The 25644-nt window shown below is 71.2% G+C and carries 20 protein-coding genes and 4 tRNA genes; 10 read left to right on the top strand and 14 right to left on the bottom strand.

What is annotated here, in order from left to right:
* Positions 1–66: 66 nt before the first annotated feature.
* From BCR15_RS13095 to BCR15_RS13080, 4 genes are all read left to right on the top strand, one after another.
* Positions 67–1011 carry an AEC family transporter gene (locus BCR15_RS13095; RefSeq protein WP_068752657.1) on the top strand — a complete coding sequence of 315 codons (945 nt, stop codon included), beginning with the start codon at positions 67–69 and terminating at the stop codon, positions 1009–1011.
* Between the two features lie 74 nt (positions 1012–1085).
* Complete coding sequence (locus BCR15_RS13090; RefSeq protein WP_068752656.1) at positions 1086–1520, top strand: MarR family winged helix-turn-helix transcriptional regulator; 435 nt, start codon at positions 1086–1088, stop codon at positions 1518–1520.
* Positions 1510–2802 carry an MFS transporter gene (locus tag BCR15_RS13085; RefSeq protein WP_068752655.1) on the top strand — a complete coding sequence of 431 codons (1293 nt, stop codon included), beginning with the start codon at positions 1510–1512 and terminating at the stop codon, positions 2800–2802. Before BCR15_RS13090 ends, BCR15_RS13085 begins: the two co-directional genes overlap by 11 nt.
* A gap of 60 nt (positions 2803–2862) precedes the next feature.
* Positions 2863–3555 carry a YceI family protein gene (locus tag BCR15_RS13080; protein WP_068752654.1) on the top strand — a complete coding sequence of 231 codons (693 nt, stop codon included), beginning with the start codon at positions 2863–2865 and terminating at the stop codon, positions 3553–3555.
* A 67-nt stretch (positions 3556–3622) separates the two neighbouring features.
* Here the strand turns inward: BCR15_RS13080 and BCR15_RS13075 are convergent, their stop codons facing one another.
* Positions 3623–5836, bottom strand: coding sequence for an NADP-dependent isocitrate dehydrogenase (locus BCR15_RS13075; RefSeq protein WP_068752653.1), 2214 nt, complete (start codon positions 5834–5836; stop codon positions 3623–3625).
* 193 nt (positions 5837–6029) lie between these two features.
* On the opposite strand from BCR15_RS13075, the gene BCR15_RS13070 reads away from it, so the two are divergent.
* Both BCR15_RS13070 and BCR15_RS13065 read left to right on the top strand, forming a co-directional pair.
* Positions 6030–6257, top strand: coding sequence for a DUF3073 domain-containing protein (locus BCR15_RS13070; RefSeq protein WP_068752652.1), 228 nt, complete (start codon positions 6030–6032; stop codon positions 6255–6257).
* Positions 6175–7242: an alpha/beta hydrolase gene (locus BCR15_RS13065; RefSeq protein ID WP_083196616.1), complete on the top strand. Its 1068-nt coding sequence runs from the start codon at positions 6175–6177 to the stop codon at positions 7240–7242. Before BCR15_RS13070 ends, BCR15_RS13065 begins: the two co-directional genes overlap by 83 nt.
* A gap of 34 nt (positions 7243–7276) precedes the next feature.
* Here BCR15_RS13065 and BCR15_RS13060 read toward each other — a convergent pair.
* From BCR15_RS13060 to BCR15_RS13040, 5 genes are all read right to left on the bottom strand, one after another.
* Positions 7277–7350: transfer RNA gene (locus BCR15_RS13060), tRNA-Phe, on the bottom strand.
* Between the two features lie 28 nt (positions 7351–7378).
* A tRNA-Asp gene (locus tag BCR15_RS13055) sits at positions 7379–7452 on the bottom strand.
* A 125-nt stretch (positions 7453–7577) separates the two neighbouring features.
* Positions 7578–7650: transfer RNA gene (locus tag BCR15_RS13050), tRNA-Glu, on the bottom strand.
* Between the two features lie 112 nt (positions 7651–7762).
* Positions 7763–9148, bottom strand: coding sequence for an SH3 domain-containing protein (locus BCR15_RS13045; RefSeq protein WP_068752651.1), 1386 nt, complete (start codon positions 9146–9148; stop codon positions 7763–7765).
* Positions 9149–9505: 357 nt separating this feature from the next.
* Positions 9506–10141 (bottom strand): hypothetical protein, encoded by a 636-nt coding sequence (locus tag BCR15_RS13040; protein ID WP_068752650.1) that lies wholly within the window; start codon positions 10139–10141, stop codon positions 9506–9508.
* A 32-nt stretch (positions 10142–10173) separates the two neighbouring features.
* On the opposite strand from BCR15_RS13040, the gene BCR15_RS13035 reads away from it, so the two are divergent.
* Positions 10174–10246, top strand: a tRNA-Lys gene (locus BCR15_RS13035).
* 22 nt (positions 10247–10268) lie between these two features.
* Here BCR15_RS13035 and BCR15_RS13030 read toward each other — a convergent pair.
* The 3 genes from BCR15_RS13030 to BCR15_RS13020 all read right to left on the bottom strand — a co-directional run bounded on the left by BCR15_RS13030 (position 10269) and on the right by BCR15_RS13020 (position 15885).
* Positions 10269–12128: an amylosucrase gene (locus BCR15_RS13030; protein ID WP_256094657.1), complete on the bottom strand. Its 1860-nt coding sequence runs from the start codon at positions 12126–12128 to the stop codon at positions 10269–10271.
* A gap of 16 nt (positions 12129–12144) precedes the next feature.
* A complete protein-coding gene (locus BCR15_RS13025; protein WP_068752649.1) occupies positions 12145–13626 on the bottom strand; it encodes a patatin-like phospholipase family protein in 1482 nt (493 codons plus the stop codon).
* A gap of 810 nt (positions 13627–14436) precedes the next feature.
* On the bottom strand, positions 14437–15885 hold the full coding sequence (locus BCR15_RS13020) for an HNH endonuclease signature motif containing protein (protein ID WP_068752648.1): 1449 nt from the start codon (positions 15883–15885) through the stop codon (positions 14437–14439).
* A gap of 150 nt (positions 15886–16035) precedes the next feature.
* Here BCR15_RS13020 and BCR15_RS13015 point away from each other — a divergent pair, with 150 nt between their 5' ends.
* Positions 16036–16866 (top strand): formate transporter FocA, encoded by an 831-nt coding sequence (locus BCR15_RS13015; RefSeq protein ID WP_218058963.1) that lies wholly within the window; start codon positions 16036–16038, stop codon positions 16864–16866.
* A 311-nt stretch (positions 16867–17177) separates the two neighbouring features.
* Here the strand turns inward: BCR15_RS13015 and BCR15_RS14755 are convergent, their stop codons facing one another.
* Both BCR15_RS14755 and BCR15_RS13010 read right to left on the bottom strand, forming a co-directional pair.
* Positions 17178–17522, bottom strand: a complete 345-nt coding sequence (locus BCR15_RS14755; RefSeq protein WP_141680141.1) for a hypothetical protein — start codon at positions 17520–17522, stop codon at positions 17178–17180.
* 286 nt (positions 17523–17808) lie between these two features.
* Entirely contained in the window at positions 17809–20862 is a 3054-nt protein-coding gene (locus BCR15_RS13010) for a glycine--tRNA ligase (protein WP_256094669.1), read from the bottom strand.
* Positions 20863–20957: 95 nt separating this feature from the next.
* Here BCR15_RS13010 and BCR15_RS13005 point away from each other — a divergent pair, with 95 nt between their 5' ends.
* The gene (locus tag BCR15_RS13005) at positions 20958–21902 is read left to right on the top strand and encodes an NAD(P)-dependent oxidoreductase (RefSeq protein WP_068752645.1); all 945 of its coding nucleotides are present in this window, start codon (positions 20958–20960) and stop codon (positions 21900–21902) included.
* A 34-nt stretch (positions 21903–21936) separates the two neighbouring features.
* On the top strand, positions 21937–22848 hold the full coding sequence (locus tag BCR15_RS13000; RefSeq protein ID WP_068752644.1) for a cation diffusion facilitator family transporter: 912 nt from the start codon (positions 21937–21939) through the stop codon (positions 22846–22848).
* Here the strand turns inward: BCR15_RS13000 and BCR15_RS12995 are convergent.
* From BCR15_RS12995 to BCR15_RS12985, 3 genes are read right to left on the bottom strand one after another with little or no spacing between them, the layout of a single operon-like run.
* On the bottom strand, positions 22787–23602 hold the full coding sequence (locus BCR15_RS12995) for an esterase/lipase family protein (RefSeq protein ID WP_068752643.1): 816 nt from the start codon (positions 23600–23602) through the stop codon (positions 22787–22789). The genes BCR15_RS13000 and BCR15_RS12995 overlap by 62 nt on opposite strands.
* 15 nt (positions 23603–23617) lie before the next feature.
* Entirely contained in the window at positions 23618–24805 is a 1188-nt protein-coding gene (locus BCR15_RS12990) for a GHMP family kinase ATP-binding protein (RefSeq protein ID WP_068752642.1), read from the bottom strand.
* On the bottom strand, positions 24802–25620 hold the full coding sequence (locus tag BCR15_RS12985; protein ID WP_068752641.1) for a nucleotidyltransferase family protein: 819 nt from the start codon (positions 25618–25620) through the stop codon (positions 24802–24804). Before BCR15_RS12985 ends, BCR15_RS12990 begins: the two co-directional genes overlap by 4 nt.
* Positions 25621–25644 lie beyond the last annotated feature (24 nt).

Below are 25644 nucleotides of genomic sequence, written 5' to 3'. Positions count from 1 at the left end.
GGGGCCGGCGCCGCCGCCCCACTCGTTAGGGTGCAGGTGTCCCCCCCACCGTCGAACGAGGAATCCATGGGCACCATCGCGCAGACGCTCACGGGCGTCATCCCCATCGTCGCGCTGATCATCCTCGGCGCCCTGCTGCGGCATCTGCGGGTGCTCGACGACATCGTGGTCGAGGGCTACAAGCGGCTCATCGTCACCGTCGTGCTCCCCGCCGTGCTGTTCACCGCCTTCCTGTCCATGGAGTTCCAGGCCGCGTACCTGGCGCTCATCGTGATCGTGCCGCTGGCCTGCGTCGCGCTGCTCGCGCTGGGCGTCGCGGTCGGGCGGCTGCTCGGAGCGCCGCGCGTCGCGCCGTTCCTGTTCACCGGATTCGAGTTCGGCATGGTGGGCCTGGCGCTCTACACGGCCGCCTACGGTGTGGCCGAGGTGCCGACCGCCGCCATCGTCGGGCTCGGCCACGAGTTCTTCATCTGGTTCGTGTACGTCACCCTGCTCAAACGCCAGAGCGACGGCGCGGTGTCCCTGTCCGAGACGCTCCTGTCGTTCGTCAAGTCGCCCGTGATCATCGCCATCGCGGCCGGCCTGCTGCTCAACGTGCTCGGGTGGCGCGGGCTGCTGGCCGACAACCCGGTCGGTGGGGGAGTGTTACGCAGCCTCGAGTACCTGGCGGCGGTCATCGTCCCCCTGATCCTCCTCGTGGTCGGCTACGGCACCAGGCTCACGCGTGCGGGTGCGAAGGCCGCCGCGCCGCTGGTCGCCGCGCGGTACGTGACGACGCTCGCCCTGGCCGTGCTGCTGTCGGAGGTCGTCGCGGGACAGTGGCTCGGGCTCGGTCAGCCGGTCCGCGCCGCGGTGTTCATGCTGTTCATCCTGCCGCCGCCGTTCATCGTGCCGATCTTCCTGCCGCGGGAGCGCGCCGTCGAGACCATCTACGCCAACAACGTGCTCAGCCTGTACACCGTGGTGAGTGTGGTGACGTTCGTCGCCTACGTCATGGCGACCGTCGGCTGACGGTCCGCCCGTCCCGGAGCAGTTGATTACTCAAGGTAATGACCTAGACTAATCAACTGCTACTGAAGGACTGCATGCCCGACTACGACCCACAACTCCTCACCCTCGCCAACGACGTCCGTGTCGCGTGCCAGCGCATCTCGCGCCGGGTGCGCTTCGAGAGCACCAGCGACGTCGCCCCACATCAGTTCTCGGTGCTGGTCTACCTGCACTTCGCCGGACCCCAGACCCCCACGCACCTGGCCTCGCGGGACGCCGTCAGCACGCCGTCGATGACTCGGACCGTGAACTGCCTGGCGGACAAGGGCCTGGTGGAACGGTCGCAACACCCCGACGACGGGCGCCAGATCCTCGTCTCGCTCACCGCCGAGGGCCTGCGGGTGGTCGAGGAGACCATCGCCAACCGCGACACCTGGATGCTCGCGCACATCGCGACGCTCTCGCCCGAGCAACTGGACCTGCTCCGCCGGGCGGCCGACCTCCTCATGGAGGTGTCACATGCGGAGTGAGCGGGGGAGGATGTTCGCGTCGTTGGCCGTGCGCAACTACCGGCTGTTCTTCGCGGGGGCGCTGATCAGCAACCTCGGCACCTGGGTGCAGCGCGTGGGGCAGGACTGGCTGGTCCTCACCGAGCTCACCGAGGGGTCCAGCGCCGCGCTGGGCATCGTCACGGCCCTGCAGTTCCTGGCGATCCCCATCCTGGCGCCGTACGCGGGCGCGGTCGTGGACCGGATGCCGAAGCGGAGAGTGTTGTTCGCCACGCAGGTGCTCCTGGGGGTCACAGCCTTCGCGCTCTGGGGCGTCGTGGCGGCGGGCGTCGTGGAGCTGTGGCACGTCTACGTGTTCGCGTTCCTCCAGGGCGTCATCACGGCCTTCGACAACCCGGCCCGGCAGTCGTTCGTCTCGGAGATCGTGCCCGCGGAGCTGCTGCCGAACGCGGTGGGGCTCAACTCGACGTCGTTCAACGGCGCGCGGCTCATCGGGCCCGGCTCGGCGGGCCTGCTCATCGCGGCGTTCGGCGTGGGCCCGACGCTGCTCATCAACGCGGTGAGCTTCGTCTTCATGCTGGCCGCTGTGGTGGCGCTGCGGCCGGCGGAGCTGCACCCGTCGCGCCGGATCAAGGCGCGCGGCGCCACGCGCGACGGGCTGCGCTACCTCGCCGGGCGGCCGGACCTCATCATCCTCATGGTGATCGTCTTCTCGCTCGGCACCTTCGGGATGAACTTCCAGATCTACAACGCGCTGATGGCCACGGAAGTGTTCGGGAAGGGTGCGGAGGAGTACGGCCTGCTCGGCACGGTCATGGCCGTCGGCACCCTCGGCGCGGCGCTGGCCGCCACCCGGCGCATGCGGCCCAGCCTGCGGACGGTCCTGGCGGCGCTCGGCGCCTTCGCCGCCAGCACGGCGCTGCTGGCCGTCACGCCGTCCTACCCCGTGTACGCCCTGCTGCTCGTGCCCGCCGGATTCTTCGCCCTGACCGTGATGACGACGGCGAACGCCGCGGTCCAGCTCGGGACGGCCCCGGAGTTCCGCGGCCGGGTGATGGCCGTCTATGTCGCGATCTTCACCGGCGGGACGCCGATCGGCGCTCCGCTCATCGGGTGGCTGGGCGAGGTGTGGGGCCCTCGCGCCATGGTGCTGACGGGCGCCCTGGCGACGGGGCTGGCCGCCGGCGCGGTGCTGGCGTACCTCATGCTCCACGACGGCGTCCGCCTCGCCGTCGAGCGCGGCTGGCCGCTGCGGCTGCGGGTCTTCGTCGCGCGCAGGGAGGCGGCCGCGGTCGCTGATTGACAGTTCAACGAGACCGGGCGTAGAGTTTTGTTAAACATTCAACAAAGCTCAGGAGTTTCCATGACCACCGCCCCCGCCACCGCCCCCACGATCGCCGCCCTCTCGGGCCGATACACGATCGATCCGAGCCACACCGAGATCGGCTTCGTCGCCCGCCACGCCATGGTGACCAAGGTCCGTGGTGCCTTCACCGAGTTCGAGGGCTCGGCCACCACGCGCCCCGGCCTGGCGGACGCCGCCATCGCGCTCACCATCCAGGCCGGCTCGGTCGACACCGGCAACGCCGACCGCGACGGGCACCTGCGCTCGGCCGACTTCTTCGACGTCGAGACGCACCCGACGATCACGTTCGTCTCCACCCGCGTCGTCGAGACCGCCCCGCAGGTGCTGCGTGTCGAGGGCCAGCTGACGATGCGCGGCGTGACCCGCCCCGTCGCGATCGACTTCGACTTCGACGGCGCCGCCACCGACCCCTTCGGCAACGAGCGCGTCGGCCTGTCCGGTTCCGTCGTCGTCAACCGCAAGGACTTCGGCCTCGAGTGGAACGCCGCCCTGGAGACCGGTGGTGTCCTCGTGTCGGAGAACGTGACGCTGGTCTTCGAGGTGTCCGCCATCCGCAGCGGCGACGCCCCCGAGGCCGCGCCGGTGGAAGACGAGCAGCCCGCCCCGGCCCGCGCGTCCGCGCCGGCCGCACAGGCCCAGCCCGCCGCCCGGGGCGGCTTCGTGGCGTGGCTGAAGAAGATCTTCGCCTGAGCCCAGCCCCGACCATGCGACGGCGCCGCCCCCGACAGGGGAGCGGCGCCGTCGCCGTCTGGCCGGCTCAGGCCAGGGAGTCGATGATCGCGTTCAGCGTCGCCGACGGTCGCATGACCGCGGTCGCCTTCGCGTCGTCGGGGCGGTAGTAGCCGCCGATGTCGGCGGGGGAGCCCTGGACGCCGAGGAGCTCCGCGACGATCTGGGACTCGCCGTCGGCCAGCGCCTGCGCCACGGGGGCGAAGACGGCGGCCAGCGCCTGGTCATCGGTCTGGGCGGCCAACTCCTGGGCCCAGTACATCGCCAGGTAATAGTGCGAACCACGGTTGTCGATGCCGCCGAGCTTGCGGGTCGGCGACTTGTCGTTGTCGAGGAACGTGCCGGTCGCGCGGTCCAGTGTCGCGGCGAGGATGGCGGCGCGGGCGTTGTCCTCGGCGCGGGCAAGGTGGTCGAAGGACGCCGCCAGCGCCAGGAACTCGCCGAGCGAGTCCCACCGCAGGTAGTTATCGGCGACCAGCTGCTGCACGTGCTTGGGCGCCGAGCCGCCGGCGCCGGTCTCGAACAGGCCGCCGCCCGCCATCAGCGGCACGACCGAGAGCATCTTGGCCGACGTGCCGAGTTCCAGGATGGGGAACAGGTCGGTCAGGTAGTCGCGCAGGACGTTGCCGGTCACCGAGATGGTGTCCTCGCCCCGACGGATGCGCTCGACGCTGAACCGCGTGGCGTCGACCGGGTTCATGATCTCGATCTGGAGGCCGTCGGTGTCGTGGTCCGCGAGGTAGCCGCGCACCTTCTCGATGAGGTTGCGGTCGTGCGCGCGCTCCTCATCGAGCCAGAACACGGCGGGCGCCCCGGTGACGCGGGCGCGAGTGACGGCGAGCTTGACCCAGTCCTGCACGGGGGCGTCCTTGGTCTGGCAGGCGCGCCAGATGTCGCCCGCGGCCACGTCGTGGCTCATGAGCACGGAGCCGGACGCGTCGACGACCTCGACGACGCCGTCGGACGGGATCTCGAAGGTCTTGTCGTGCGAGCCGTACTCCTCGGCCTTCTGCGCCATGAGGCCCACGTTGGGGACCGAGCCCATGGTGCGCGGGTCGAAGGCCCCGTGCGCCTGGCAGTCCTCGATCACCGCCTGGTAGACGCCGGCGTACGACGAGTCAGGCAGCACCGCGAGCGTGTCGTCCTCCTCGCCGTCCGGGCCCCACATATGGCCGGACTGGCGGATCATGGCGGGCATAGAGGCGTCGACGATGACGTCCGACGGGACGTGCAGGTTGGTGATGCCCTTGTCGGAGTTCACCATCGCAAGCCGCGGGCCGTCCGCGATGCCCTGCTCGATCGCGGCCCGGATGTCGGCGCCGTTGGGGAGGGAATCGAGCCCGGCGAGGATCGCGCCCAGCCCGTCGTTGGGGGAGAGGCCGGCCGCCGCGAGATCGGCGCCGAAGCGCTCGAACACCTCGGGCAGGAACGCCTCGATGACGTGGCCGAAGATGATCGGGTCCGAGACCTTCATCATCGTCGCCTTGAGGTGCACGGAGAACAGCACGCCGCTCTCCTTTGCCGCGGCCACCTGCTCGCGCAGGAACGCGTCCAGGGCGGATGCCCGCATCACCGTGGCGTCGACGACCTCTCCCTCGAGCACCGCCAGCGACTCCTTGAGGACGGTCTCGGTGCCGTCGGCGGCGCGGTGCCGGATGGTCAGCGTGTCGGCGGAGGGGAGGATGACGGACTGTTCGTTGTGCCGGAAGTCATTGGCGTCCATCGTGGCCACGCGGGTGCGGGAGTCGCTCGACCAGGCGCCCATGCGGTGCGGGTTCTTCTTCGCGTAGTTCTTCACCGACTCCGGGGCGCGGCGGTCGGAGTTGCCTTCGCGCAGCACCGGGTTGACCGCGGACCCCTTGACGCGGTCGTAGCGGGCGCGGACCTCGCGCTCCTCGTCGGTCTGCGGATCCTCGGGGTAGTCGGGGAGCTGGAAGCCCTGGCTCTGGAGTTCGGCGACCGCGGCCTTGAGCTGCGGGACGGACGCGGACACGTTGGGCAGCTTGATGATGTTGGCGTCCGGCGTCTTCGCCAGCTCGCCGAGCTCGGTGAGCGCGTCATCGACCCGCTGGTCCTCCGGCAGCCGGTCGGTGAACTGGGCGAGGATGCGGCCCGCGAGCGAGATGTCGCGGGTCTCGACCGCCACCCCGGCCTGGCCGGCGAACGCGTTGATGATGGGGAGGAAGGAATACGTGGCGAGCAGCGGGGCCTCGTCGGTGAGGGTGTAGATGATCTTGCCCATGTTGCTGAAGAACTCCTCTGGGTAGGCTGGCGTCAGCTTATCGCCCGTGCGCTGCGTTCGGCGGGGGCGAACATGGGCCGGCCGGGCGGAGCGTGCTTTGGGGAAACCCGCCGCATTGGGTAGCCTGTACCCCACGAGTATCTGACAGATTCCGCGGCCTGCCGCGAAGGACAAAGCAAGGGGGTCGACCCGTATGGGGCGCGGCCGTGCAAAGGCGAAGCAGACCAAGGTGGCGCGCGATCTGAAGTATCGCTCGATCGACACCGATTTCTCGTCTCTGGAGCGCGAGCTCCGCGGGGGCTCTTTCGTCGAGGAGTCCACCGAGGACGAGATCCCCGATGCGTACGCAGACCTCGTTGAGGGCGCGGGACTGGCAGAAGGCTACGAGGACGACGACGAGTACGAGCGCCGTTCCTCCTGACGCCCAGCGTCAATGGCTGCCCGACACGGAGCTGCCGGGCTATGAACTGCTGCCCATTCCCCTGCCCGACGAGCCCACGTACGCGTTGGAGCCGGAGGGGAGCCTCGTGGCGACGTTGGTACGTCGCTCGCACCCTATGTCTCGGCGGGCGGTGCTCTACGTCCACGGCTGGAGCGACTACTTCTTCCAACGGCACCTGGCCGACGAGATGGCGGGCCTGGGCTACGACTTCTACGCCGTCGACCTGCGACGCTACGGCCGCTCCCTCCGCGACCGGCAACTGGCCGGCTACATCGCCGACCTGAGCGACTACTTCACCGAACTGGACGAGGCGCTCGAGGTCGTGCGTTCCGAGGGGCACGACGACGTGGTCCTCATGGGCCACTCGACCGGCGGACTGACGGCCTCCCTGTGGGCGCACGAGCGGCCCGGCGCCTTCTCCGCTGTGGTGCTCAACGCACCGTGGCTCGAGTTGCAGGCGAATTCGCTGCTGCGGCCCGCGACACAGCCCGTCCTCAGCGCGGCCCGCGCCGTCGCCCCCACGACCGCGCTACCGCAGCTCGACACCGGCTTCTATCGCCGCTGCATCTCCAGTTCGGAGGAGGGCGAGTGGGACTACAACCTCAACCTCAAGGGTGACCCGGCCTTCCTCATCCGGGTCGGCTGGATGGCGGCCATCCTGGACGGGCACGCGCGGGTCGCGGCCGGGCTCAGCATCGACTGCCCCGTGCTGGTGGCGATCTCGGCGCGCAGCGACTTCCGGCGCTCCTGGGACGAGGGGTTCCGCCTGGCGGACATCGTCCTGGACGTGGACCGCATCGCGTCCCGGGCCCCGAAGCTGGGCGATCTCGTGGTCATCGCCCGGATCCCGGACGCGATGCACGACCTCGTGCTCTCGCGCACCGACGTGCGCGAGCGGGTCTTCTCGGAGTACTCCCGTTTCCTGACTGCCTACGCCCCTGAGGCAGACAGGGCCGCCAACTGAAAAACCCCCGCCACGTGGGGCGAGGGTCATGCGGTGGCCAGGGCCGGGATCGAACCGGCGACCTTTCACTTTTCAGGCGAACGCTGCTACCAGCTGAGCTACCTGGCCAGGTGGCCGGGCGTTTCCGCCGACCTAGCGACCCCGACGGGACTCGAACCCGCGACCTCCGCCGTGACAGGGCGGCGCGCTAACCAACTGCGCTACGGGGCCAATTTCTTGACCTGCTGGCCGTGCCAGCCCGGTAACTATAGCGTGATTCCCGCAGAGATGGGAAATCGGGTGAAATCCCTTGTCGTTACCGGTTTCAAGCCCCTTCCCGAGGGAAGGAACGAGAGCATCCCCAACGGGATTCGAACCCGTGCTGCCGCCGTGAAAGGGCGGAGTCCTAGGCCGCTAGACGATGGGGACCAGCGTGGTGGACAGTCTAGGGAGTAGGCGGCGGCCCGCGCAAACCCCGGGGAACGCAGCGACGGCGCCGCATCGGGGGAATGCGGCGCCGTCGCGTTCAGGGGTGGACCGATCAGCCGTAGGTGTTGATGTGGACGTGGTTGTAGTGGTTGGCGTTGTCGCTGCCGCGGTCGGCCATCAGCCGCCATCCCTCGGAGTCACGCGCCACCGACCAGATCTTCTGCGCGAAGATGATGTAGTTGATGTTGTACTCCTTGGCGTGCGCCCGGTAGTAGTTCGCGATCTCCCAGCCGAGGGCCTGGTTGGAGGAGTACGACGGGATCATCACGTCGACGGCGCGGCCGGCCGGATGGTCCGGCGTGACGTCGCGGCGCCAGCCGTACATCGTCTTGATGGCGGGGTAGCGGTTCCAGATGTCGCGCGTGATGGCCTGGACGTTGGCGTTGGTCTGGTCCAGACCGCTCGAGTAGCCGCGGTTCAGGGTGGTGCCGCTGCCGGCTGACGCGGTGCCGTCGGCCGGCTTGGTGGCCGACACGTAGCGTGCGGTGAACCAGCGGACGGCACCGTTGACGACAGCCTGCGCGCGGCCGTTCTCGACGACGCCCGTCACCTGGATCTCGGTGCCCTTCGGGATCTCGCCGACGAAGGAGGTGCCGCTGCTGGCGGTCCAAATGTTCAGCACCGTCGTGGCGTACCGGGTGGTCGTGGCGGGCGTCGCGGGGACCGTGGGTGCAGGGGTGGCGGCGTCGACGGCCACCAGGTAGCGGGCGTTGACCCAGCGGACGGCGCCGTTGTAGACGATTTGCGCGACGCCGTTGGTGACGACGCCGGTGACGTCGAGGATGGTGCCGCGCGGGACGTCGCCCAGGTTGACGAACGAGGTGGTGTTCGTGGTGCGGATCATCAGGGCCGTCGTGGCGCGGGCCTTACCGGTCACCTTCGGCAGCTCGGAGGAGGCCTGTGCGGCGGTGGCGCTGAGGTAGCGGGTCGCGGCCCAGTAGGTGACGCCCTTGTAGGTGACCTGGGCCCAGGTGCCGCTCACCTTGCCGGTCAGCTGCAGCGCCGTGGCGCGCTGGACGACGACGCCGATGCGGTCGGACGTCGAGGGGCCGGTGCGCAGGTTGAGGTTGGCGGTGGTGTAGACGGCGCCCGTGGTGCCCTGGCTCGTGCCGTTGGTGGTCTCGGACGACGGGCCGGCGGCGGCGGTGCCGCCCTTGAGGTACGCGGATGCGATGTATGCGGTGCGCCCGTTGTAGGTCACCTTCGTCCAGCCGTTGGCGGAGCCCAGGCTCGGCAGGGACTGGCCGCGGTAGAGGAGGCCCAGCTTGGAGCCGGACGTGGACGGAGCTGTGCGGATGTTCACGGCGGTCGTCGCCGTGACGTCGCCCAGCTGAGCGTCCGCCAGGGGGCCGAGTGCGAGGGTGCCGAGCCCCTGGACGAGGACCGCGATGCCGGCGGCCGATGCCAGCCCGCGAAGGCCCTTCAGTGCTGTTCTCACGTCTCTCCTCATGTGCGTTTCTTGCGTGAGGTCGGACGTGCCGCTTCCTCGGGGCTTCGTCGGCCCCCGACACGTCCGGCCACTGCCCCGGACATTAAGAGCCCTAGTCATCGCCCAACAATGGGCACTTGAGGGTTGCCTGAGAGTCCTCGCCGCGACACGCCGGGCGCGGGATCACAATCACATCGGTGTGATTCGAGGGCGGTCGCCGCCAGTTGGTCGGCCCTGACAAGGGCTGATGTGAGCTGGTGGCGCGTGTTGCGCCGCCTGAGAGGAGGATGAGAAAGTGCCGGGCGCCTCAGAATCAAGCCAGCTGAAGTCCCACTTGAGGTTCAGGGTGCGTGGTTGAGGTTCAGTTCAGCTGGTCGTGACCCACGTGCGCGTCGCGGTGCTGGTCCACCGCTGGGCCCGGCCGAAGGCGGCTTCAGGCAGGTAGCCGGCGCGCAGGTCGGCCTCGGTCAGTTCCTCGCCGCCGGTGAGTTCCGCCAGTCGACGGCGGTCGCGCGCGTCGGCGACGGCGGCGAGCACCGGCAGGCGCAACGCCCGCCGGTTCGCGGCCAGCGTCTGGATCACCTCGGGGTGCAGAGAGGCGGCCACCACGACCAGCGGGTGCTCGGCCGTCGCGGCGCCGAGCGGGGCGAGGAGTTCACGCATTGACGTCACGGCGCCGTCGACCACGAGGATCAGCGGGTCGCGCAGATCGGCCCCCGCGGGCGCGGTGGCGAAGTCCGCATGGGCGTGGCCGAACCGGAATCCCTCACCGGTCCGAGGCCCGAGGCCGGCGTCGGGGTCGTAGGGGCGCGGTAGGGCGTCGATCTCGTGCTGCGTGACGTAGCGCGGGACGTGGCGGTCGACGTCGGGCACATCGCGGCGCGGGGCGGGGACGCCGACCCCGGCTCTCCGGCGGCTGGAGCGACGGTCGGCCGTCGCCGCCAGCGCGAGCAGGCCGACACCGACCGTGAGGGCGATGGCGAACCAGGACCAGGCGGGCATGCGCCCAGCCTGCCACGCGATAGACTGCACGGGCCCCTATAGCTCAGCCGGTAGAGCAGTGGACTTTTAATCCATGGGTCGCGGGTTCGAGCCCCGCTGGGGGCACCGACGGCCGCTCGCGGATCCCTCAGGCGGTGAACCAGTGGACCGCGTACGGCCGCAGCGTCATCACCCACGGCGTCAGGTCCCACTCGACGTCGTCGAGCAGCTCGTGTCCCGTCTCGCCGAGCGTCTCCGCCAGGCATCCCATCGGCACGGTCACCTCCGTCGGCGAGAAGTTGTACACCTGCACCATGGGACCCAGCGGATGGTCGCGCCTGACGGCCAGCACGCGCGGATCCCCCGTCTCCAGGAACTCGGCCTCACGGGACGCGTGCAGGTGCGGCGTGGCGCGCCGGACGGCCAGCACGTGCCGCAGCCAAGCGTTGACGCGGGCCGCCGGCGACGACGGGTTCTCGCCCAGCGCCGCGACCGCAGCCCAGTCCATGACCGGCCGGTGCACCCACCGGTTGTCCTCGGCGTGCGCGGGGTCGCGGGCGAAGTCGTGGTCGTTGAGCATCGCCAGCTCGTCGCCCATGTAGATCAGCGGGATGCCTCCCCAGCCCGCGATGACCGCGTGGAGCAGGTTGATCCGCGCCACCGCGAGCTCGACGTCGTAGGGCCGCCCCGCCTTCAGCGCCGCCTCCAGGCCGGCCAGTGAGGCCAGGGAGCCCGAGATGCGGCGGTCACCCGTCGCGGGATTGGCTTGGAAGACCAGCCCGCGCGCGAAGGACCCGGGGTGCTCGCCGGAGTAGAAGTCGCTCAGGAACCTGCGGTGCGCGGCACCGTTGAGGCCCGCCGTGGCCGCGTCGACGTCGTCGATCGCCCAGCCGATGTCGTCGTGGCAGCGGACATAGGTACCCCACGTCGCCGTGGCGGGCTTCGGTGGGAACGCGCCGAGCGCCCGGCGCAGCAGCGTGGTGTCGTGGGTGGCCAGCGTCGACCACAGCTGCGCCATCAGCGAGTTGTGGTACGCGATGTCGGAGAGCTTCCCGTGGTGCTCCCCGGTCCCGAAGTACGCGATGAGGTCCTTCGGCCCGACGATCGCCTCCGCCTTGAACGCGACGGCGGGAGCCGCGATCCGCGCCGCCTGGCGCAGAGCCTGCGTGATGGCGTGCACGGGCGGCTCGTTCTGGCAGTCGGTGCCCATCTCCTTCCAGATGAAGGCGATGGCGTCGAGCCGGAACACCTCCACACCCAGGTTGGCCAGGTCCAGGATCAGATCCAGGTACTCGACGAAGACGTCGGGGTTCGCCCAGTTCACGTCCCACTGATAGTCGTTGAACGTGGTCCACACCCAGCCGTCGAGGTCGTCGTCCCACGTGAAGTTGCCGGGCGCGAAGTCCGGGAACACCTCCGGCAGCGTCGCCTCGTACTGCTCCGGCATCTCCCGGTCCGGGAACACCATGAAGTAGTCGCGGTACTTCTGCTCACCGGCGCGCGCCCGGACCGCCCACTCGTGCTCTCGGGCGACGTGGTTGAGCACTAGGTCCACCACCAGCGAGATGCCGTGCCCCCGCAGCTGGCCGGTGAGCGCCTCCAGGTCCGCCATCGTGCCCAGGTCCGGCCGGACGGTGCGGTAGTCGGCCACGGCGTAGCCGCCGTCGTTGGCGCCCTCGCGCGGCTGGAGCAACGGCATGAGGTGCAGGTAGGTCACGCCCAGGTCTTGCAGGTAGTCCACGTGCCCGGTGATCCCGGCCAGCGTGCCGGCGAAGCGCTCCGTGTAGGCGACGTAGCCCACCTGCGAGGGCAGCTGCAGCCAGTCCGGCCGCAGCAGGCGAGCCTCGTCGAGCTCCCGCAGCTCGTCGCTTCGCTGGTCGAACTTCGCGCGAACCAGCTCGCGGACCCGATCGGTCACCTCCCAGGCGCGCTCACCGTAGACGCTCTCCAGCGCGGTGATGAGGTCCGCGCCGTAGCGTTCCCACCTGAGGTCAAAGGTCGTCTTCACGTGCCTCAGCCTAGTCTCACCCCTGTGGCGGCAACGGCATCCACGGCGGATCCCCGGCAGGGGGCACGGGGTGCCGCTCCCACGTGGTCCACCAGGTGTCGGCGCCGTCGGGCAGGGGGGTGTCACGGGCCATGCGGAGAGCGTCGCGGAGCTGGATCTTGGCGCTGCGCAGCGCTAGCTGGTCCTTGCGCACCGGGTCCCGCGACGCGATCACCCGCTCCTCCAGCTGCAGGAGGCGCATGCGGAGTTCGATGATCGCCCGGTGCAGCGATTCTGTGCTCTCGCCCAGCCCCAGGTGACGTTCTGCCGCCCGCAGCCAGCCGTAGTCTCGGTTGATCGCCAACAACCCAGGATGCACCGTCATCGAATCGTGGACGGCGATCTCCGGGTGGACGACGAACGCGCCCGCCGAGTGCGCGTAGGCCAGCTCGTCGCGCCCGGCCTCGTCGATGAGGATCTCCGTGGAGCGCATGACGACGCTGAACAGGTCCGCGTCCGCCATGCTCGCGCGGCGCGGGACACCCTGCGACTGCGACGAGATGACGTAGTTGCGGCCAGCGCCCAGGTGGCCCACAGCGAGTTCGGCAGGCAGGTTCTCGCGCGCGCCCCCGTCGACATAGGTGAGGTCGCCGATCGGCACGGGGCGGAACACCGCCGGGATGGCGCACGACGCCAGCACACCCACGGGCAGGTCGTGGACCTCCGGCCCTACGGGCTGGTCCGTGCGGTCGACCAGCCGGCCCGTCTCTGTCATGAAGTGCAGCTCGCCCGTCTCCAGCGCCACCATGGCGATCCGGAGGGTCGCTCCGGAGCCGGCGACGCGGCTGGGGTCGAACGTCGCGGGGTCTAGGAGGTCGCGGAGCATCGGTCCTGGCCGGTACATGGACCGGGACCGTTCGACCCCGTGCCAGATGGAGTTCAGTTCGCTGCCGATGCGCGGCAGCCGGCCCAGCTGGTTGGCCAGCCCCGACAGCACCGCGAGGGACCAGTCCGACCGGACCGTCTCGTCGTCCGGCGCCAGCGCCAATTCCAGCGGGTCGAGTGCCGTCGGCTCCGGTGGGGTGACGGGGCTCGCGGGGGAGGGGCGGCGGAAGGGCAGGATCCCCGGGCGTATCCACGGCGTCCGCGGAGCCGGTGGCGGGGGAGCCATCACCTGCAACCATGCCGGGCCCTCGTCCTGCAGTCGGCTGAACCAAGGGCGCGGCGTGAACATGTCCGTCTGGGAGGTCATGCCCATCCAGATGTCGTCCAGCCGGCGGAGGAACGCGATCTGTCCGTCTCGGGTCGCGGACTGCGCCAGCGTCGCGGCGAGGATGGCACCCGCGGAGGCGCCCACGAACGCGGTGGGGGTGAAGTCGTCGTCGTGGCGGTAGAGATAGTCGAGCGCGCCGAGCTGGAAGCTCGCCCGGGATCCGCCCCCGGACAGCGTGCAGGACACGCGTTCGTCGCGTGGGCCCTGCCCGAAGAACGGGAGCCCGAACCAACCCTTGCCAGCCACCCGCCCAGCCTAATCGGGGCCGCAGTGCATCGGCGTCGGACCTGGGTCTGGTCCGCGCCCCACCGCCCCCTGAGGTCGCACCCGCCCGCTCGCTAACGTCGCGCGTGCACCGTTCGCATAGGTCGCGCCTTCCCGTTCGCTGAGGTCGCGCCTGCATCGTTCGCTGAGGTCGCGCCTGCACCGTACGCTGAGGTCGCGCCTGCATCGTTCGCTGAGGTCGCGCCTGTCCGTTCGCTGAGGTCGCGCCCGGTGCGCAGCACCCGGGCGAGTCTCGAAGCCGACGCCGTAGGCGTCGATCCCTTGACCCCATCCTCTGAAGGTGCGGGGAGCCGTGACCCGTCGCTCGGGCGGCCTTTGTCGCCGGGTGCCCTGTTTGGCTGACCGACTGGCTGGGGGTGAGTAGTCGAGGCCGCCCGAGCGTCGGTTCCCGTCTCCCCACACATGTTTCGGCGGTGGCGTGGCCGGGTCCGGGTGCGTGCCGGCGGGGCGGCCCTGGCACGGGTTTGTCTAGGCGGGACGCCAGTGGGGTGATCGTCGGGTTGGGCGTCCCTGCGCGCAGCCGCCCCACCGTCCCACCCCCTCGCGGGAACGCCTCCGACTGCGTCGCCGCGCAGGCCCCGCTCGCTGAGGTCGCGCCCATCCGTTCGCTGAGGTCGCGCCCGACGGCGCAGCCGTCCGGGCGAGTCTCGAAGTCGACGCCGCAGGCGTCGATCCCCCAACCCCGCTCGCTGAGGTCGCGCCCGACGGCGCAGCCGTCCGGGCGAGTCTCGAAGCCGACGCCGCAGGCGTCGATCCCCCAGACGGCGCAGGTCAGGTGCCGTCGCCCCAGATGGCGGCGGAGCGGCGGATGAGATCATCCAGGTCCGGCCGGCCGGCGGCGGACAACTCCGTCTCGGGAGGGTGGACGTCCGGCGGGTCAGCGTCGGGTGGGTCGGGGTCTGGGCATGGTGGTGCCCCGGCCTGGATCTGTCGGAGTCGGAAGCGTCGATGCTGCCGCGGCCGCCGCGCGGGATCAACATGCTTGGGCGGGGTGAACCACGGCAGCCCGGTGATCGGATCCAGATCCACCCGCCACTGCGACGCCTCGGACTGCAACGGATCCGGTTCCACCAGGCGGTGGTGGTGCGGACAGAGCAATACCCCGTTGCCAAGCCGCGTGACACCGCCCTGCCACCACGGCACGATGTGATGCGCCTCACAACACGCCGGGGTCGCCGCACAGCCGGGGAACGCGCACCCACCGTCGCGCTGCACCAGCGCGGCGCGCAGGCCGGGGGTGAACATGCGGTAGGTGCGGCCCACGTCCAGCAGCCGGGATGGCCCGCCCAGCACGACAGGGATGACGCCGGCGTCGCAGGCCAATCGGCGGACCTCCCCGGCGGACAGGCCGTCGACGTCGTCGACCCCGATCAGGCAGGCCTTCCCGAGGCCCTGCTTGAGGGTGTCGAGGTCGAGGGTGACGTGCACCTGCGGCCTGTCCCCACCATGCGCCGGCAGAGCGCCACTGGAGGCGGCCTTCTGGATCAGTAAGACCAGCGCATCCGCGCGGCGCGCGTCCCGTGACGCGGCCTCACCGGCGGAGGTGTAGGTGGACGCGTCGGGCAGCAACGCGTCCAGTTGCGCGGTCAGCAGTGCCGCGTCGGAGACGGGCAACTGTCCGGTGATGCGCATCGAGCCGTGATAGTCCGGCGCCAGCCGCAGGAACCTGCCCCGATGCGCTGCCACTTCCTCGCGCGCCAAGCGCTTCGCGTCATCCGCGTCCGATGCGTCGGGGTCGATCACTTCCACAAGCCGCGCCGCGAGCACCCGCAGTTCCGAGGGGCCCAGGGTGTCGACGTGGGCGAGGATCTCCTCCTCGCAACGCGTCAGTTCCGCCCGGGTCAATCGCCCGGGCAGTTTCCGCAAGCCCGTGACGATGGCGTCGGCCTGCGCCAATGAGATCAAGCCGTCGTTCAAGGCGGCGCCGATCAGCGGGAACCGGTCACACAGATCAGCGGCCAGGCGGAGGCTCGCGGTGGCCTGGGCGGGCGTGGTGCGCACCGACTGCCGCACCCCGTCGATCACGGCCTCCGCCGCGGCGAGCTTTGCCTCATGCAGCAGGTGGAGGCGTAGACCGGCGAGTTGGGCTTCGGCTTCGGTGACTGCGGTGACCAGTGTGGCGAGACGCTGGGCCGCGGCGCCCGGATCCTGAGTGAGGGAGCGCGCGGCGTCCCAGAGCGCGGCGAGGTGCCGCTGCCCGAGATCCCGCAAGTCGCTCATGTGCACTATTCTTACGGAGGCCACTGACAAAAACGCGTCGCCGTCGACCCGATGCCAGGATCTTCTACGACCGCCCTAGCATTACCGCCCCGCGCATGGTGACCCCGCCCCCGGTCGTTGTCGGAACACGCGTCACTAGTTTCTCCACGCGTGAGCGACGAACGAACGATTGCGATGGCGACACCCGCCGAGATGGCCAGGCTCGTGCAGGACACCATGCTCTATAAAGCACAAGCGACTGTCCCGCGCACTCTGCTGCTCTCCCTGACCGGCGGCGGCTACATCGCGCTCGGTTTCGTGTTCTATGTGACGACGCAGGTCGGCGCCGAGGCACTCCCGTGGGGCGTTGCCAAGTTGCTGGGTGGCGTGGTGTTCAGCGTCGGACTGATCCTGGTCGTCCTGACCGGAGCGGACCTCTTCACGTCCACCACGATGACGCTGATGCTCAAAGCGTCAGGGCATCTGTCCTGGTGGAAGCTCCTCCGGCACTGGGGTCTGGTGTACCTCGGCAATGCAGCGGGAGCCCTGACCATCGTGGCGCTGATGGTTCTCGGTGGCGTCCAGCACAGCGCCGACGGTGCGTGGGGCCAGGTGGTGCTGGCCGCCGCGAGCCATAAGCTCGACCACTCTTTCATTGAGGCACTGGCGCTCGGCGTCGCGTGCAATCTGCTGGTGTGCCTGGCGGTGTGGGCGGCGTTCTCCGGGCGGACGACCACCGACAAGATCATGGCCCTCGTCGGCCCAGTGGCGCTGTTCGTCGCCACGGGATTCGAGCACTCGGTCGCCAACATGTTCCTGGTTCCGCTGGCCATCTTCATCCAGCCGGAGTTGGCGCCGGCCGGGGTCGAGCACCTGGGATGGTGGACGTTCCTCACGGCCAACCTGGTCCCGGTGACGCTGGGCAACATCATCGGGGGCGGCCTGATGATCGGGTTGTTCTACTGGCTGGTCTTCCGCCCGAAGCGCGACGCCGGCCGCTGAGAGCCGGGCCACCGCGAAGAGGAGCGCTCGGAGGGTGGTGTCTGAGTGAACGATGCCTGCGGCATCGGCTTCGAGACTCGCCCGAACGGCTCCGCCGTCGGGCGCGACCTCAGCGAGCGGGGTGGCGTCGGCTTCGAGACTCGCCCGGGTGCTTCGCACCGGGCGCGACCTCAGCGAGCGAGACAGGCGCGACCTCAGCGAACGGTGCAGGCGCGACCTCAATGAACGGGAGTGTCCCGCGAGGGGGCGAGACGGTGGGGCGGCCGCGCGCAGGGATGCCCAACCCGACGATCACCCGTCTGGCGTCCCGCTTAGACAGACCCGTGCCAGGGCCGCCTCACCGGCACGCCCCCGGACCACGACGGCCGCCCGGGCGACGGGTCACGGCTCCCCGCACCTTGAGCTGATTGGGTCGGGGGATCGACGCCTGCGGCGTCGGCTTCGAGACTCGCCCGGACGGCTCCGCCGTCGGGCGCGACCTCAGCGAGCGGGGTGGCGTCGGCTTCGAGACTCGCCCGGACGGCTCCGCCGTCGGGCGCGACCTCAGCGAGCGGGGTGGCGTCGGCTTCGAGGCTCGCCCGGACGGCTCCGCCGTCGGGCGCGACCTCAGCGAGCGGGGTGGCGTCGGCTTCGAGGCTCGCCCGGGTGCTGCGCACCGGGCGCGACCTCAGCGAACGGGGTGGCGTCGGCTTCGAGACTCGCCCGGGTGCTCCGCACCGGGCGCGACGTCAGCGAACGGGACGCCCCGACCTTAGCGAACGATGGGGTCGGGGGATCGACGCCCGCGGCGTCGGCTTCGAGACTCGCCCGGGTGCTGCGCACCGGGCGCGACCTCAGCGAACGAGGCAGGCGCGACCTCAGCGAACGGGACGCCGCGACCTCAGCGAACGAGGCAGGCGCGACCTCAGCGGGCGGGCAGCCGCGACCTGAGCGAACGACCCGTCACCCGAGGGCGATGTCCAAGGCCCTCCAGTCGATCCCCGACGGCGCCAGCGACAGGACCGACGCCAGCAGACCCTGACGCGCGGCCCGGACCGCCTGGTCCTCGGCGTTGACCAGGATGTCGGTGAAGAACCGGTCCGCCGCCGCCACCACGTCACCCGTGGCGTCCAGCAAGGCAGGGATCGACTCGTCGGCTGAGCCGGCCGCGACCGCCTCCACGGCCGCGCGCAACTCCGCCTCGGCGGGCTCCGTCAGCAGCGCCGCGTCGTAGCCGACCGCGGTGCCCGCCGGGAGGATCCGGTCGATCCGCACCAGCGTCGACACCAGCGTACGCAGCCGCCCGTCCTCGCGGGCCGCCACCAGCTCCCGCAGCAGGCGCGCGGCCCGGCCCGGGGCGTCGGCAGCGGGCAGGATCGCCGCGACCAGCTCCGCCGGCGTGCCCTCGTCGCGCAGCAGCTGCGCGAACCGGCCGACGGTGAACTCCAGCGCCGCGTCGACCGCGTCCTCGGCGACCGCGACACCCTGCTCGGCGAGCCGGGCCACGGCATCCTCGAGGCCGGCCCGCACGGTGAGGGTCTCCAGCGGCGTGCCGGCGGACTCGCGCAGGATCCGCACCACGCCCAGCGCGGCGCGGCGCAGGCCGAACGGATCGGACGATCCGGTGGGCTTGGCGCCGAGCGCGAACATCGCGGCCAGCAGGTCGAAGCGGTCGCCCAGGGCCAGCAGGGCGCCAGGGGTCGACGCGGGCACCGGGTCGGCCGACGTGTGCGGCTGCTCCATTTCGAACAGCGCGTCCGCCACCGCTTGCGTCTCGCCCTTGCGGACGGCGTACTCGCGGGCGATGAACCCGGCCAGCGAGCTCATCTCCACGACCATCTGCGTGGCGAGGTCGAACTTGGCCAGGCGGCCGGCCCGCTCCAGCGTCGCACGCTCGTCGCCCGCGAGGCCCACGCGGTCGGCCAGGCGGGCCGCGACGTCGGCGATCCGTCGTGCGCGCATGCCCACCGAGCCCAGCCGGTCCTCGAAGGTCAGCTGGTCCAGCCCCGGCACGAACGACTCGACGTCGTCGGCCGTCAGGTCCGCGTTCCAGAAGAACAGCGCGTCCTCGTAGCGGGCGCGGATGACGGACTCGTTGCCCGCCCGCACCGTATCGTCATCGCACAGCCCGTTGGCCATGGTGACGAAGTGCGGCGCCAGGGCGCCGTCGCGGTAGACCGGCAGGTAGCGCTGGTGCTTGCGCATGACGGTGGTGAGGATCCTGGCCGGCAGGTCGAGGTAGCGCTCGTCGAAGTGGCCCAGCACGCCGCGGGGGTCCTCGACGAGGTTGGTGATCTCGTCGACGACGGCCGCGTCGGCCTCGACGTCGACCGTGCCGCCCACCCCGGCGGCCAGCGCCTCGGCCTGCGCGACGACCGACGCGCGGCGCTCCGCGGTAGACAGCGTGATGGCACCGTCCGCGATGGTGCGGGTCAGCTCGTCCGCGGACGCCACATGGACCCAGCCGACGCGGGCGCCGTCGGGGCGGACCCCGGACGTGGCCTGGTCCCCGACGGGGCGCTGCAGGTAGGTGCGGCGCCCGGCCGTGAGCCCGGACACGGACACGGGGACGACGGCCTCGCCCCACAGCGCGACCAGCCAGCGGATGGCCCGCGAGAACGACAGCGACGCGTCGTTCCAGCGCATGTTCTTCTCCGCGCGCAGCCCGCCGACGATGTCCGCGATGGCCTGGCCCGCGACGTCGAGCACGTGGCGCCCGGCCACGGTCGCGGCGACGGCGGCGTGCTCCTGCCCGCCGATCTCGGCCTTGACCACCTGCGACGCGTCGACGCCCTGGCCCCGCATGAAGCCCTCGAGCGCCTTGGTGGGCTTGCCGTCGGCGTCGAACGCGGCGGCCCACTTCGGGCCCTTGCGCAGCTGCTCGGCGTCCGGCTCCGATGCGGCGAGGCCCTCGACCACCGCGACGATGCGGCGCGGCGTGCCGTCGACGGTGATGGCGCCGTACTCCAGGCGGGTGGCGGCGAGCTTCGCGGTGAGTGCCTCGCGCACCGCGTCGACCGTCTGCGGCACCACGTGCGGCGGCAGTTCCTCGACGCCGATCTCGAACGCCAGCGTGCGCGGCGCGTCGCCCAGCGCGGCCCGATCCACGGACTCCTCGGCGGCGGGCTCGACGGCCTTCGGCTCGCGCAGCAGCGGGAAGCCCAGCTCCTCGCGGCGCTCGATCCACAGGGCCGCGGTGTCGCGCATGAGGCGGCGCATCGTCGCGAACGCCTTCGCCCGCTCGGTGGTGGAGATGGCGCCGCGCGCGTCGAGCACGTTGAAGGCGTGGCTGGACTTGAGGATGTAGCCGTGCGCGGGCACCGGGAGCCGGGCCTCGACCATGCGCGTCGCCTCCGCGACATAGGTCTCGTACAGCCGCCGGTTGGCCTCGACGTCGGCGTCGTCGAGGTAGTAGCGGCTCATCTCGTACTCCTGCTGGCCGAAGGCCTCGCCGTACGTGACGGGCCGGCCGTCGGAGGCGACGGAGTAGACGATGTCCTTGAAGTGCGTGACGCCCTGCTGGGCCATGAGGATGCGCTCGACGCCGTAGGTCAGCTCCACCGGGATCGGGTCGAGGTTCTGGCCGCCCACCTGCTGGAAGTAGGTGAACTGCGTGATCTCCATCCCGTCGAGCCACACCTCCCACCCCAGGCCCCACGCGCCGATGGCGGGCTGCGCCCAGTTGTCCTCGACGAAGCGCACGTCGTGTTTGGCCAGGTCGATGCCCAGCGCCTCGAGGGAGCCGAGGTACAGCTCCTGCGGGTCGCCCGGCTCGGGCTTGAGGATGACCTGGAACTGCGTGTGCATCTGCAGCCGGTTCGGGTTCTCGCCGTAGCGGGAGTCGTCCGGGCGCACCGACGGCTCGACGTAGGCCACGTCCCACGGCTCAGGGCCCAGGACGCGCAGCACCGTGGCGGGGTTCATCGTCCCCGCGCCGACCTCCGTGTTGAAGGGCTGCCACGTCAGGCACCCCTTCGAGGTCCAGTAGTCGGAGAGGCGGCGGAGGGCGTCTTGCATCGTCAGCACCCCTGCAGGGTACCGAGTCGCGGCCGTGCGGGGCCACCGCCCTGTGCCATGCTGGGGTCACCCGCCGATGGAGGTCAACCACAGCCATGAAGATCCTTGTTCCCGATGCCTACCGCGGAGCGCTGCCGCACATCGACGACGCCGACGTCGTCGTCATCGCGGCGGGGGAGCCGGTGCCCGAGGAGCACGTCGACGCCGAGGTGCTCGTCGTGTGGGGCCAGCCGCTCGACGTCCTCACCGACGCGGCGCGCCGCATGCGCCACCTGAGGCTCGTGCAGGGCCTCCTCGCCGGCCCCGACATCCTCCGAGCCGCCGGATTCGCGCCGGACGTGGCGCTGGCCAGCGGCGTGGGCCTGCACGACGGCCCGGTCGCCGAGCACGCGCTGGCGCTGACGCTGGCGCTGGTGCGCATGCTCCCGCTCGCGATGCGGCGGCAGCGCGAGCACGCGTGGGACGCGGTCCTGGGCGGCGCCATGCTGGAGCGCGCGCACGACGGGCGCGTCATCTCGCTGGAGGGCGCCCAGGTGACGGTGTGGGGGTTCGGGTCCATCGCGTCGCGGCTCGCTCCGCTGCTGCGCGGCATGGGCGCCTGGGTCACCGGCGTCGCCCGCTCGGCCGGGCCACGGCACGGCTTCGACGTCGTCGCCGAGGACTCGCTGCCCGAAGTGCTGGGCCGCACCGACGTCCTCATCATGATCCTGCCCCGCGACGAGTCGACCCACGCCGCCCTCAACGCCAAGCGGCTCAAGCAGCTCAAGCCGTCGGCGCTGGTCGTCAACGTGGGGCGTGGGACCACGGTGGACGAGGACGCGTTGCTGGCGGCGCTGCGGTCCGGCCACGTGGCCGGCGCCGCCCTCGACGTCACGGCGGTCGAGCCGCTGCCCGAGTCGTCACCGCTGTGGGACGAGCCGTCGGTGATCATCACCCCGCACGTCGCCAGCGGGCGGCCGCAGCGCGCCGAGCGCCTCATCGAGGCGAACGTCGCAGCGCTGCGCGAGGGCGGGGACATCACCAACCTCATGGCGCGCTGAGTCGGATTGGCCGCCGGGGCGGGGGACAGGCACAATGGAGTCCATGTCCCAGCCCCGCGTCGATCTGACGAAGTTCGCCTGGCTCTCCATCGCGGCCGCGCTGGCGACCATCGCGCTGAAGACGGCCGCCTGGTGGGTGACCGGGTCGGTCGGCCTGCTGTCCGACGCGGCCGAATCGGTGGTCAACCTCATCGCGGCCGTGGTGGCGCTGTTCGCGCTGCGGGTGGCGGCCCGCCCGGCTGACAAGAATCACCACTTCGGCCACTCCAAGGCCGAGTACTTCTCGTCTGCCATCGAGGGCGTGATGATCTTCGTGGCCGCCGCGGCCATCGTCGGCTTCGCCATAGAACGCCTCATCGTGCCGCGGCCGCTGGAGGAGATCGGCATCGGCCTGGTCATCTCGGTCGTCGCGGCGCTCGTCAACGGCGCCGTCGCCTGGGTGCTGCTGCGCGCGGGGCGCCGCTACAACTCCATCACCCTGCGCGCGGACGCCCACCACCTGTTCACCGACCTCGTCACGTCGGCGGGCGTCGTCGTCGGCGTGGTGCTGGTGGGCGTCACGGGCTGGAACTGGCTGGACCCCGTCGTCGCGCTCCTCGTGGGCATCAACATCCTGTGGACCGGGTGGCGGTTCGTCTCCGAGTCGGCCTCGGGGCTCATGGACGAGTCCCTGCCGAAGGAGGACAACGCCCGGCTGCGGCAGATCCTCACCGACCACGAATCCGACGAGGTGCACTTCCACGCCTTCCGCACCCGCATCTCGGGGGCGCGCGCGTTCATGGAGTTCCATATGCTGGTCCCGGGCGCCTGGTCCGTGCAGCGCGGCCACGACGCGATGGAGGACCTCATCGACCTCATCCGCAGCGAGTACACCGAGCTGCGCGTCATCGGCCACCTCGAACCGATCGAGGATCCTCGCAGCTACGAGGACATCCACATCGACTAGGTCCCTCGGGCGCGTCCTCGGCCCGGCGGTGCGCATGCTCGTGGATGAGGCGCCATACCGCCTCGTCGCGCAGCGGCCGGAAGTGGCCGCCGACGGCGAGGTCGACGTTGGTGGCGCCGGTCAGGTGCGAGCCGTCGGGGATCACCTGGTCCCAGGCCGGGGCCAGTGACACGATGCGCGCGTTGACCGCCAACTCGGCCGCCAGCCCGCCCAAGACCGCGTTCCCCGGTGAAAAGAGGCCCAGCGGCGAGCGGGCCACGAGGCGGTGCAGCCGACGGCCGACGCTCGAGCCGCCGAACGGGGTCGCCACCGCGACCAGCCCGACGGCCAGGTCCTCGTCGCCCTGACGCAGCAGGACCGCCTTCCCGATCAGCCCACCCTTGGAGTGCGCGACCAGAACCACCCGTCGCAGCCCACGCTCCCGCAACACGCCGAGGCAGCGCTCGGCGGACTGTTCCAGGTCGGCGTCGTTCCACCCGAGGGTCTCCACGAACTCGACCCGGTGCCCCCGCCGCCCGAGCCAGCGCGCGAGCGGCGCCAGGTAGCTCCACGGCTCGAGGATGCCGGGCAGCAGCACGACGGTGATGTCGGCGCACGCCGGTCCCGGGTCGCTCGCGGACTCGGGGTGCCAGCGACGGCGCGACCAGAGGGCCGCGGCCATGTCCCGCGCCGCGACCGTCCAGTCGCCCGCCGCGTGCCGGGCGCGGCGGAGTTCCGAGGCCAGGCGCGCCGCGCGCATCGTCGGGGACCCCATGCCGCTTCCGCTCGATCAGACCCGGTGGGCCGGCGGACCGGGTCGTGTGACCAGCGTCGTCGCCCGTGCGGCGGCGTCAGGGAACTCGGCCAGGTAGCGGGCGAGCCACTCGGCGGCGAAGCCGTCGGCGTCCGCGGTCGGGGCCATGGCCCACACTGAGCCGCCGAAGCCGGCGCCGAACCCGGACGCCGCGGGCGCGCCCAGGGCGCGGGCCAGCGCCTGCAGCCGGTTGGTCTCGGGGATCTGGTTGCCGAGGGCTTCATCGGCGGTGCGGTGGGACAGGTCTGCGGCGGCCCCGAAAGCGGCGACGTCCCCCGAGCGCAGCGCGGCCAGGGCGCGCGGGATGGCGACGGTCGACTCGGTGAGGAACGCGCGCAGCCGGTCGGACCACCACTCGTCGTGTTCCGTGATGGCCTCAAGCGCCAGCATCGCGTCCTCCCCGCTGGCGAGGGCGTCGGCCAGCGTGGCGTCCGAGCGGCCCATGACGTCGTTCCACTCGTCGACGATCTCCCGGGCGAGTGCCGAGGCCTCGTTGTAGGCCTCCAGCGCCGCCCCGGTCTTCTCGGCCAGGACGCCCGATACCGCGACGACGAACGACCAGCCCTCGGGCATCGGGACCGAGCCTCGCTCGACGATGGGACAGAAGGCGAACTCACTGAGCCGGCCCTCCCGGCAGCACAGCATCGCCGTATGGTCCTCGGAGCCGCCGAAGGTCCCGACGCCGCGGCGGCCCTCCAGCGGGCCGAAGCTCAGCCCGTTCTCCATGGTCGCGAGATACCCGGCCAGGTCGATGTCGTCGGCGATGGCGGAGCGCCACTCGTCCCGATCGCGGAGCCCGTTGTGGTCGATCAGCGCCAGCGCGACGGCCACCACGAGCGCCGACGACGAGCTCATCCCCGAGGCGAGCGGCAGGTCGGAGTCGACGACCAGGCGCGCCGGGCGCAGGTCGCCGAAGTTGAGGGCCAGGCGGTCGAGCACCGACTGCACGTAGTGGCCCCAGTGCCCGGGCGGCAGCGCGGGGGAGGCGCCGGCGGCCAGGCGCAACTCCCCGGGCAGCGCCGTGGAGGTGGCCGTCACGCCCGAGTCCCCGTCCGACAGACTGACGGTCACCCCGCGGTCGACGGCGGCGAGCAGCGAACTGCCGCCCGCGTAGTCCGTGTGCTTGCCCAGCACCTCCAGCCGGCCGGGCACGAACCACGTCACAGCCGCACCTCGCGGTCCCCGAGGGCCGCCACGACCGACGAGATGTCGCCGCGGCTGGACATGTCGAGGACGCCGACGGCGGCGCGCACCACGCGGTAGGGGTCGCCGTCGGCGATGGCCCGGCGGACGGCGTCGGTGATCTCGTACTCGCCGCGCGCGGACGGCTCGATGGCGCGGGCGGCCGGGAAGATCGCGGGTGAGCAGAGCCAGCAGTTCATCGACACGAGGGCATGGCCGCCGAGGCGGGCGAGCGTGTCGGCGTCCGGCTTCTCGCCGAGCTCTGCGAGGTTCCCCTCGGCGTCGACGGTGGCGAGCGCGAACGCGGCGATCCGGTCGGCCGGGATGTTGGACCCGGCCACCAGCGCCGCGCGGTCGAACCCGACCAGCGCCGAGCCGGGAGCGTCGGCCAGCATCCGCAGCGCCTCTGCGGGGTAGTAGTTGTCGGAGTTGATCACCAGGATCCGGTCCTCGCCGGCGAACTCCTCGGCCGCCAGCAGGGCGTCGGCAGTGCCGCGGGGCTCTGCCTGCACCGCGTAGTGGATGGTGACGCGGGAGGTCTCGAGGCCGTCGTAGTAGTCGCGGATCATCCCGTGCTCGGGGCCGATGACGAGGCAGACGTCCGTGAAGCCGGCGTCGGCGAGCGCGGAGATGACGTGGTCGAGGAAGGGGCGGCCCACCGAGATCATGGCCTTGACCCCGGCGTCGGCGGCCCGCGCCTGCGCCGCGTCCAGCGCGACGCCGTCGGCCTCCTTCCGCATGCGGGAGCCCAGACCGCGGGCGAGGATGACTGCCTTACGAGGGGTGTCGACGCTCACGGCGCCAGCGTAGTGCGCCGCGAC

It is taken from the genome of Tessaracoccus lapidicaptus (assembly GCF_001693815.1).
Classification (GTDB): Bacteria; Actinomycetota; Actinomycetes; order Propionibacteriales; family Propionibacteriaceae; genus Arachnia; species Arachnia lapidicapta.
The sequence above is the reverse complement of the archived record's forward strand: the minus strand, read 5'-3'. Positions and strand labels throughout refer to the sequence as shown.